General features: G+C 41.6%; 8 protein-coding genes. 5 read left to right on the forward strand and 3 right to left on the reverse strand.

All coding sequences use genetic code 11. The features are described 5' to 3' along the window. From PENNN9_RS02535 to PENNN9_RS02545, 3 genes are all read left to right on the forward strand, one after another. The coding region (locus tag PENNN9_RS02535; RefSeq protein ID WP_058368185.1) for an NCS1 family transporter at nt 1-1,093 on the forward strand (1,093 nt) is incomplete at its 5' end. A 199-nt stretch (nt 1,094-1,292) separates the two neighbouring features. Continuing rightward, complete coding sequence (gene ald, locus PENNN9_RS02540; protein ID WP_058368186.1) at nt 1,293-2,408, forward strand: alanine dehydrogenase; 1,116 nt, start codon at nt 1,293-1,295, stop codon at nt 2,406-2,408. 159 nt (nt 2,409-2,567) lie between these two features. Beyond that, entirely contained in the window at nt 2,568-3,161 is a 594-nt protein-coding gene (locus tag PENNN9_RS02545) for a glutathione S-transferase family protein (protein WP_058368187.1), read from the forward strand. Between the two features lie 141 nt (nt 3,162-3,302). Here the strand turns inward: PENNN9_RS02545 and PENNN9_RS02550 are convergent, their stop codons facing one another. Both PENNN9_RS02550 and PENNN9_RS02555 read right to left on the reverse strand, forming a co-directional pair. Further along, the gene (locus tag PENNN9_RS02550) at nt 3,303-3,854 is read right to left on the reverse strand and encodes a protein disulfide oxidoreductase (protein ID WP_058368188.1); all 552 of its coding nucleotides are present in this window, start codon (nt 3,852-3,854) and stop codon (nt 3,303-3,305) included. Nucleotides 3,855-4,052: 198 nt separating this feature from the next. Continuing rightward, entirely contained in the window at nt 4,053-5,693 is a 1,641-nt protein-coding gene (locus PENNN9_RS02555) for a carbon-nitrogen hydrolase family protein (RefSeq protein ID WP_058368189.1), read from the reverse strand. A 397-nt stretch (nt 5,694-6,090) separates the two neighbouring features. On the opposite strand from PENNN9_RS02555, the gene PENNN9_RS02560 reads away from it, so the two are divergent. Continuing rightward, nucleotides 6,091-6,720 carry a BLUF domain-containing protein gene (locus PENNN9_RS02560; RefSeq protein WP_058368190.1) on the forward strand — a complete coding sequence of 210 codons (630 nt, stop codon included), beginning with the start codon at nt 6,091-6,093 and terminating at the stop codon, nt 6,718-6,720. Between the two features lie 122 nt (nt 6,721-6,842). Here PENNN9_RS02560 and PENNN9_RS02565 read toward each other — a convergent pair whose 3' ends face one another. Further along, nucleotides 6,843-8,285, reverse strand: coding sequence for an FAD-binding oxidoreductase (locus tag PENNN9_RS02565; protein ID WP_058368191.1), 1,443 nt, complete (start codon nt 8,283-8,285; stop codon nt 6,843-6,845). A gap of 331 nt (nt 8,286-8,616) precedes the next feature. Between PENNN9_RS02565 and serA the strand changes: the two genes are divergently transcribed. Then, nucleotides 8,617-9,843 carry a phosphoglycerate dehydrogenase gene (gene serA / locus PENNN9_RS02570; RefSeq protein ID WP_058368192.1) on the forward strand — a complete coding sequence of 409 codons (1,227 nt, stop codon included), beginning with the start codon at nt 8,617-8,619 and terminating at the stop codon, nt 9,841-9,843. Nucleotides 9,844-10,153 lie beyond the last annotated feature (310 nt).

The following is a 10,153-nucleotide window of genomic DNA, read 5'->3' on the forward strand; positions in this document are numbered from 1 at the left end:
AGGCCATAAATATGGCATACCGTTCATGGTACAGACTCGCTCTGCTTTTGGCTTTTCAGGTAGTCGTATCCCGGCACTGGTACGTTCGGTACCAGCAGTTGTATGGTTTGGCTTTCAAAGCTGGATTGGTGCTGGAGCATTGAATCTAGTATCTGACACTCTATTTGGTTATAACAATATTGTGGTCTTTTTTGTCGGCTTTCAGTTTTTGCAGATTGGTTTATCTGTCCTTGGTTTTCATGGCATTAAATGGCTTGAAAATATTGGTTCAGTTTTTATTATTGGCGCGCTTGCTTATATGTTTTTTAGTGTCATTAATAAATACGGCGACACGATCTCGACCAATCTCATCAACGTCGAAGGCACATGGGGCACACCGTTTTGGGGCGCCACGATGCTGTTTTTGGGGGTGTACAGTACCATGATGCTTAACGTATCTGACTATTCGCGCGAGCTACGCGAAAATGTTGGATTGTTTCGTCAAGTGGTTATTTACGCCAACTCTATTTTGCCCGCGACGCTATTTATGGGGTTAATCGGCGTCATGGTCACCAGTGCGACTGGTGAAGTTGATCCTATTCAAGTGTTTTCTAGTGCTGTCGACAACAAGCCTTTACTGGTTATCACCATGCTTTTCATCGCTTTTGCGCAAGTTACGACCAATATCTTAAATAATGTTATCCCGCCTGCGTATGCTTTAATGGACATCTTTAACCTTAAGTATAAAACAGCAGCTGTCATTGTAGGTTTGCTGGCATTTTGCACCTTCCCTTGGGAGCTGGTAAAAGATGAATCTGCTGCTGGTCTGAATCTATTTATCCAAACCTATTCGGCATTCTTAGGTCCGTTATTTGCAATCTTGGTAGTAGACTTTTATTTCTTGCGTAAACAAAAGCTTGATATCGATAAGCTATATGACAAAGACGGCCCTTATAAAGGTGTGAATATGGCGGCAGTCATCGCCATGGCTATTGGTATCGTAGTCGCGTTGATGTTTTCCAGCATCTCTTGGTATGCAAGCTTAATCCCAGCAGGGGCTATCTATTGGATCTTGATGCTTAAGATGCCAGCCGCGCAACGTTTTATGTCATAAATAATTTCATTCAACCCTTTAAAAATAAACAGTCCCTATTATAGAGTGCTCTATAGTAGGGACTGTTGCGTTAGGTAGTTGGTTCCGGCATGATAACCTTGATGGTTCATCGTTAGGCTGCCTTTATAACACTGACTCTGTGCCACTTATTTTCTATAGTTAAATACACCACTTTACTGTCATCAAGGAAGATAAAATTATGAAAATAGGTATTCCAAAAGAGATGAAGAATAATGAAAATCGGGTTGGCTTAACGCCAAATGGGGTCAGTGTGTTAGTCGATGATGGTCATGATGTACTCGTCGAAACCAATGCTGGCATGGGTTCACAGTTTACTGACGATGATTATAAAGCAGCTGGCGCAACCATCGTTGATGACGCGGCAACAGCATGGGCCGTAGAATTGGTCATTAAGGTAAAAGAGCCGCAGAGGGATGAATATAAACATCTAACAGAAGATTTAATCTTATTTACCTATCTACATTTAGCAAACGAGCCTGAGCTTGCCAAAGTATTAATCGACAACAAAGTAACGGCGATTGCTTATGAGACGGTACAGCTAACGGATAATTCCTTGCCACTACTCACACCGATGAGTGAGATTGCTGGGCGTATGAGTACGCAAATTGGTGCGCAGTTTTTGCAGACTTTTTATGGTGGTAAAGGGATTTTGCTCGGCGGCGTTCCGGGCGTACAAAAGGGCAGGGTAACTATTATCGGTGGCGGCGTATCTGGTACGGAAGCTGCCAAGATTGCCGTTGGCCTACGTGCTGATGTCACCATTTTAGACTTAGATCCTCAGCGTCTAAAAGAGCTGTCCGAGATGTTCGGTAATAATGTGCAAACGCTAATATCTAACAAAGTTAATATCGCCAAGAGTGTCAAGGTGAGCGATTTGGTCATTGGTGCAGTGTTGATTCCGGGCGCAGCGACGCCTAAATTAGTGACTGAGGAGATGATTAAATCCATGGATGATGGCGGTGTCATCATCGATATTGCGGTCGATCAAGGCGGGGTCTTTGAGACTACCGATCGCGTCACCACTCATGATAGTCCGACGTATACAAAGCACGGCATTGTTCATTATGCGGTGGCTAACATTCCGGGTGCTGTCCCACGCACTTCTACTATGGCGTTGTCCAATGTTACTTTACGGTATATACAAGCACTCGCCAAAAAGGGCTATCAGCAAGCATGTCTTGATGATCCAGCATTGGCAAAAGGCGTTAATACCACTCAAGGTTATATGACCTATGAAGCTGTTGCTAAAGCATTAGATTATGAGTATAAAGCGTTGGATAAGATGATTGGTTAGTTTTTTTAGAGAACGTAGTGACTAGTGTGCTCATTATGAGCCGCACCGCAATATAAAAAATCAGTGATTTTAATAATGTTTTCAATAATTTAAATTGACGGCAAATATTCGTTATTATATGGTGGATGGTAGATATCAACTAGTACAAGGATAATAGGCATGGAGCTTTATGATTTAGAAGTATCAGGGAATTGCTACAAGATTCGGCTGTTCTTAGCACTGATAAAACAACCCTATACGCTACGTCCAGTGGATTTTTTGGAGGGTGAACATAAAAACGAGGCATCCATTGAACGCAATGCTTTTGGCGAAGTGCCAGTACTGATCGATGGCGATTTGACTCTCAGGGATTCACAAGCTATTTTGATTTATCTTGCTAGAAAGTTTGATAGAACAGACTGGTATCCAACGACGCCTGCTGAAGAGGCCAAAGTTGTTCAGTGGTTAATGGTCGCTGAAAGCGAGATCGCCAGAGGCCCTAACGATGCTCGGTTGCATGATAAGTTTGGTTATGAGCTTGACATTGATTTGGCTCGGAATAAGTCAACTCGTATCTTAGATATTTTAAACGAGCATCTATTAGACCGTGATTGGTTAGAGCTTGACCGGCCAACTTTAGCAGACTTAGCTTGCTTTCCTTATGTGGCACTTAGCGAGGAAGGCGGCGTATCACTAGAGCCTTATCCAGCAATAACAGACTGGATAGAGCGTATAAAAGCGCTACCAGATTTTGTGACTATGCCTGGGATGTAGGGCCATACTTTTTACAATTAAAAAGTATATTTAACTTAGCGTACTACAAAAATAAGTAAATTGATTAAGTATAGATAAGCGCATGCAGTACTACAAAAATAAGTAAATTGATTAAGTATAGATAAGCGCATGCAGCTTTGGTTAAAAGTTATCGCTAAGCCATAATCTTAGTTTAAGAGACCAAAGCGGCTGAATACCTGTCAATCCTTGCGTCATCTCGCCATTTTTTAAGATGACATAAGAAGGCGTGACCTGTCCCTGCCAATCGGCGAAAATATTGCCTTCTTGGTCATTAACCGTCGTAAAATTATAATCATGCTCATCGAGATAACTATGCAGCACTTGATCAGAACCCGATTTAATCGCGATAGTGACTACCGGATAGTCATTAGACGCTGCAAGTTTGTCTATCGTTGGTGAGGTCACATTACAAATCGGACACCATGTACCCCAAAAGTACACCAGTGCTGGCTTATCTGCACTCATAGCGGCCAAGTCAACGGGTTGACCTTGATAGTCAGTTAACTGTAGCTGCGGGCTGGCGGGCATAACGGGCTGTCGCCACCAATTGATCGCAATGTATACGGCTAAAAAGACAATGCCATATAGAAGTACGGTTTTAAGTACTGATAATAGCTTCTGTTTTGGCGTCTTGTTAGGTGTTTTATTTTTCTTTTCAATATTGGTAGTCATAGCTTTCGTTTTTTGCCTGTCACATAGTTACTTAAATTAATTTTTACTTAAGCCAGTTGCTTGGTGAGTAAGCTTGTTAGATAAGGATTTAGATAAAAATAAACGGCTGAATGATCAGCCGTATTATTAATAGTAATAACGAATAAAGGAGCAATTTGAAGGTATGCCGCTGTCTTCAATCCGTGTTACTGATTAGCACTATCGAGATTTTTTGGCACGTCCTTGCAGTGCATCACCCAACAATACGCTACCAGAGTTTTCACGGCGTTCTTCATCGCTTAGTTTACTGGCAGAGATTTTCGATTTTTTCTTCCATCTTAAGCTAAATAAATCATCACGGCGATCGATCAAGTTGTGTACTGAACCTTCATGACGTACATGAATGAGCTTATCCAAATTCAAATCAGAAAAGAATACCATTTCTGTGTTTGGGGTGGTCTCTGCCATAATCGCATCATGAGGGAACGCAAAATCCGATGGCGAAAAGATAGACGACTGAGCATACTGAATATCTAGACTTTCAACTTGCGGCAAGTTACCAACTGAGCCGCAAATCATAACGTAACATTCGTTTTCGATCGCGCGCGCTTGGGCACAATGACGCACTCGTAGATATCCGTTTTGAGTATCTGTCCAGAACGGCACAAACAAAATATCCATATCATCAAGCGCCATTAAACGGGCAAGTTCAGGAAATTCAACATCGTAACATACCAAAATGCCAATGCGACCTGCGTCGGTATCGAACACTTTGACCTCGTCACCGCCTTCAATTACCCACGCACTGCGCTCATGCGGCGTAATATGGATTTTACGCTGTTCTTCAACGGTGCCATCACGGCGACATAAATAGCTGACATTATATAAAGTGTCATTTTCATCGAGCAATGGCATAGAGCCGCTAATGACATTGACGTTATAGCTGACAGCTAAATGTGAGATCTCATTTCTAAACCATTCGGTGTAACCCGCCAAAAACCGAATGGCGACATTTTGATCTGTTGATTCGCATAATCCCATCAATGGTGCGTTAAAGAACTCTGGCAAGCAAGCAAAATCAGCGTTGTAATCTGCCATTATATCGACGAAGAACTCAACCTGTTGTAGTAGCTCTTCTGGTGACTCAACTTCGCGCATCTGCCATTGAATACCACCGATACGCACCTCAGATTTGCGCGTATTAGGCTTGTAGTCTTTGGGTTCGTAATAGATGTTTGCCCATTCAAGCAAGGTTGCAAAGCCTTTAGATTGCTTATCATCTGGTAAATAGGCAGTCAGAATACGCTTAACGATAAAGCCGTTGGACAGCTGAAACGATAAGGCTGGGTCATGAATCTCACGTGATTCAACAGCATCAATATATTCGCCAGGGGTAAGGTCTTGATGGTCATGATATTTTGGAATACGACCACCAGCCAAAATGGCACGAAAGTTGAGCTGACGGCACAGCTCTTTACGAGCATCATATAATCTACGACCCAAACGATAGCCGCGATATTCAGGATCTATCAACGCATCGAGACCATAGATAGCATCGCCCTCAGGGTTGTCTTTGATAATTTCTTTGTGGCCAATCAAATCATCATAAGTATGCGGGTTAGAAAACTTGGCATAGTCAACACGCATAGACAGTACGATACCGATTAATTGGTCATGATCAAATAACGCAATCTGACCTTCTGGAAAAGCATCAATCAAGGTGTGAATCGTAGTCTTTGACCATGCGCCGCCTAAGTTTGCATAGACGCGATCCATTAAGGCTTTTAACTGGGCATAATCTTTTTTCTTAATTTCGGCAATCGTTAAATGGAAGTCATCTAATTTTTCAATCTTGCTCATAATATTCCTGTTTGGCTATTTGGGGTGTCAGATAATGGGCTTCACACTTGAATAAAACGATAGAGTATTGATATTACCGAATTTTTGTGTAACAAAAATCATAAAAATATATCAATCACTTCGCTTAGTCGTTACAATATTTTATTATCGTATTTACAACGAGTTATCATAACTAGAATGGTTATTTGGTATGCTTTTTTACGATAGCATGTTCCATAAGGGGTGTTATTTTATCAACTAAGATAACTAATGACATTCTGGCATGGTAAACATTTACTACGTTTTTGTGAATTGTATTATTCGGCTCGTTTAGAGAGGAGTTTATTATTCGGCTCGTTTAGAGAGGAGTTTTGAGTCTTTTATTATCCCTACAAAAGCGTTATTTTTAGGATTTTTCATGCCTTTGCAACATGGTGATACAACTGATTTATTAGAAAATATAAAAGACTCAGCACTGATTCAGCTGGTGTACGTAAGTAGCATTACTTTTAAAAGTCGTATAAATACCCTCATATTCGATGAAGTAGAAAAGCACGCGCGCGATCACAACAAAGATCACGGTATTACTGGTATCTTATGTTATGGCAATGGTCAGTTTTTACAATGCATTGAAGGTAGTAAACAAGAAGTAATCAGCTTACAAAAGCGTATTTTTGCGGATTTGCGTCACAAAAACGTCAAAATACTCTTAGTCCATGCTATCGATGAGCGTAGCTTTATGGATTGGCGTATGCGCTTATTGTTTTTGGAGCGCTGGCTATGGTCTCCTGCAACCAAGCAACAAGCTGCGCAGTTGGCCCCGTATTTGCCTTTTAGTCCGCACGGTTGGTCACCCAAACGCACCGAGCAATTCTTACAAATTATCAGAAATTTTGATACCCCGCCTCATATCAAAGCGGCAGGCATTACTTATAATGCGTTGGGCAATATGGTTCAGCACATTGCAGCGCCTCATCAAGCATTTTTAATTGTCCAAAGCTTCTTATGTGTTTTGGTCGTTGCAGCGTTGATACTCTTATATTTGTAAAATATGCTTTGACAATCTAACTCCTGATAAACAATGTAAAATATAAAAATGACGCTTTACTTTAATGTATAGCGTCGTTTTTTATCAATTTAAGCCTAAGAGCCGGTCAGTTTAAAAGCCAATTACATATCAAAAATCTTGCCCCGATTCATAATATTGTTTGGATCAAATACTTTTTTGATTTCTCGCAAATAGTCAATCTCAGTCTCGCTGCGACTATAGTGCAGATAAGGCTTTTTAGTCATGCCGACCCCATGTTCAGCAGATACTGAGCCGCCATATTTCTGTACAGTCTCAAACACATGTTTATTGACAATTTGACATTCATTAAAGAAATCATCTTTGCTCATATGTTCAGGTTTGAGAATATTAAGATGCAAGTTACCATCGCCAATATGACCGAACCAGCACACTTCAAAGTCAGGATAATTGCTACTGACAATATGATCAATCTCAGCGATAAACTTAGGTACATGGCTGATTAATACCGATACATCGTTCTTGTATGGCGTAAATACTGAGATGGTCTCAGAAATATATTCACGCAACTTCCATAGCTCTGTCGCTTGTGCGATGCTTTGACTCATCACCCCATCAACGACCCAGCCTTGTTCCATACATTGCTCAAATATTGCCATTGCCTTATCCATAATCGGCTCATAGGGCGCTTCAAATTCAAGCAAGGTATAAAACTTGGTACGCGACTCAAACGGCTCTTGGACCTGGCCGTGCGCCATCAATTTATCCACTGCCACATCATCAAAGAACTCAAAGGCAGTCAAATCAATCTGCGCTTGAAAGGCAGACAATACGTTCATCACATCATTAAACGTATCCATGCCAAGTACCATGACATTTAACTCTTGCGGCAGGCGCTCAAGCTTGATTTGTGCATGAGTAACTAAGCCCAATGTGCCCTCACTACCAATAAACAGCTGGCGCAAATCATAGCCAGTGGCATTTTTGATCATACCGCGGTTCAATTGTAAGATGTCGCCTTTGCCCGTGACGACAGTCAGGCCCATAATCCATTGACGGGTCATACCGTAACGAATGACTTTGATACCGCCAGCATTGGTACCGATGTTACCACCCATTTGACTAGAGCCTGCTGAAGCGAAGTCGACAGGATAGTATAGATCTTTTGACTCGGCAAATTGCTGTAGCTGCTGAGTGACGACGCCCGCTTCGATCTCAACCAGACGATCAGCAGGATAGAACTGCCCGATATGATTCATCTTATCCATACTGACGACAATCTCGCCATTAGCCGCGACCGCGCCAGCAGACAAGCCCGTACGTCCGCCACTTGGCGTTAGCACCACATTGTGCTCATTGGCAAGTAGTACGACGGCTTGTACTTGTTCTGTCGTTTTTGGAAAGACGATAGCAGTCGGCGCGGGCGCAAAATGCTTGGTCCAGTCTTTACCCCAATGCTCCAAGCTTTCGCTATCGGTTTTGATTTGAGTGTTATCAAAGTTGTGCTCATTGACCAAGCTATCTAAGAGAATTTTGAGTGTATCAATATCGGTAGTAGTGGTGGTCTGAGATGCAAATGGCGTCATAGTTAAGTCTCTGTATAAACGTTAGCGCTACACCTCTTTTTTTAACCAGTCTACATAAAGGTCGGTTGGACCATAAAACCTTTAGATAGATTGGCTAAGAATAGATAGGCAACATCATAGGCGCTTAAAGGCGTTAAGTAGTAAATAGGGCAGTTTGAATAAAGTTTAACGAGTAACGCTCACTATAGCATAAAAAGTTTTCAGGCTTGATAAGCAATAATTCATCTAATCTGCTAACATCACCGTTAAATTTTGTGTAAGATAACCGGACTGTTTTCGTTTACTCTAGCATAGATTATTTTTAATAAGACAACTATAGGACAGTCCTCATATGGCATTATCATTACAAAAAGACAAAATCCGGTTTTTATTACTTGAAGGTGTACACGAAAACGCCTTAAAGGTTTTAGACAACGCTGGTTATAAAAATATTGAATATCTCAGTCATGCACTCGATAAAGATGAGCTGATTGAGAAAATCAAAGACGCGCATTTTATTGGGATTCGTTCACGTACGCAGCTGACTCGTGAAGTCCTTGAGCATGCAGAGAAGCTGATCGGTATTGGCTGTTTTTGTATCGGTACCAACCAAGTCGATCTTGATGCGGCTCGTGAGTTTGGTATTCCAGTATTTAATGCGCCATACTCTAACACCCGTTCGGTTGCAGAACTGGTATTGGCAGAAGCCATCATGCTATATCGTGGCATCCCTGAAAAGAATGCCACTGTCCATCGCGGCGGCTGGGGCAAGTCTGCTACCAACTCACATGAAGTACGTGGCAAAACGATCGGTATCGTCGGTTACGGCTCTATCGGCTCACAGCTATCTGTATTGGCCGAAAGCTTTGGTATGAAAGTTATCTATCATGACGTGGTGACCAAATTACCGTTGGGTAACGCGCATCAAGTAGGTAGCCTAAACGAGCTACTATCTACTGCTGATATTGTGACTTTGCATGTGCCTGATGAGCCAAGCACACGCTATATGATGAAAGCTGAGCAGTTTGCACAGATGAAAGACGGCAGTTACTTTATCAATGCGGCGCGTGGCACCTGCGTTGAGATTGACGATTTGGCTGCAGTAATTGAGTCGGGTAAAGTCTTGGGTGCTGCCATCGATGTGTTCCCAAAAGAGCCGAAGTCTGCTGATGAAGAGTTTGAATCGCCACTGCGTAAATTTGATAACGTTATTTTGACACCGCATATTGGCGGCTCAACGCAAGAAGCACAAGCCAATATCGGCCTAGAAGTGGCAGAAAAGTTTGTGCGATATTCTGATCAAGGCGATACCATCACGGCTGTGAACTTCCCAGAGGTTTCTATTCCATTCAAAGAAGGCACGCATCGTTTGCTACATATTCACAAAAACGTGCCAGGCGTCCTATCGCAAATTAACCGTCTATTTGCAGAGGCACATATTAACATCTTGGCGCAAAGCCTGATGACTGAAGGTGACGTAGGCTACTTGGTGATGGACGTTGATTACAATGATTCTGATGCTGCTCTTGATCAATTAAAAGATGTAGAAGAGACGATTCGTATTCGCATCTTATTTTAATACTGGTGTTTTTTAGATATAAGATTATACCGCTTAGGTAGGCTAAGCTCTTATCTGACCTTATTGGTTAACAATATGATAAATAGCAAATAATTCTTCTAGGATTGTTTGCTATTTTTTTATTTGTTTGGTGGCGCTAATGTTGGTAGGATTACATCCAATATACATGTTGACTTACGAATTAACTTTTTCTTTACAATAGTTGTCATTTGACAATTTATACTATACAGCTGAAATCATGAATGAACTTACTATATTATGGTTAGTGAATATTTTTCTATAAAATCAGTTTATTACACATCGCAATAAA

Origin of the sequence: Psychrobacter sp. ENNN9_III (assembly GCF_001462175.1) — a bacterium.
Taxonomy (GTDB): domain Bacteria; phylum Pseudomonadota; class Gammaproteobacteria; order Pseudomonadales; family Moraxellaceae; genus Psychrobacter.

What these genes read in the sequence shown, in the direction of transcription:
- PENNN9_RS02545 (WP_058368187.1), top strand. Translation starts at nt 2,568, where the DNA reads ATGGAGCTTTATGATTTAGAAGTATCAGGGAATTGCTACAAGATTCGG.
- PENNN9_RS02550 (WP_058368188.1), bottom strand. Translation starts at nt 3,854, where the DNA reads ATGACTACCAATATTGAAAAGAAAAATAAAACACCTAACAAGACGCCA.
- PENNN9_RS02565 (WP_058368191.1), bottom strand. Translation starts at nt 8,285, where the DNA reads ATGACGCCATTTGCATCTCAGACCACCACTACTACCGATATTGATACA.
- serA (WP_058368192.1), top strand. Translation starts at nt 8,617, where the DNA reads ATGGCATTATCATTACAAAAAGACAAAATCCGGTTTTTATTACTTGAA.
- PENNN9_RS02555 (WP_058368189.1), bottom strand. Translation starts at nt 5,693, where the DNA reads ATGAGCAAGATTGAAAAATTAGATGACTTCCATTTAACGATTGCCGAA.
- ald (WP_058368186.1), top strand. Translation starts at nt 1,293, where the DNA reads ATGAAAATAGGTATTCCAAAAGAGATGAAGAATAATGAAAATCGGGTT.
- PENNN9_RS02560 (WP_058368190.1), top strand. Translation starts at nt 6,091, where the DNA reads ATGCCTTTGCAACATGGTGATACAACTGATTTATTAGAAAATATAAAA.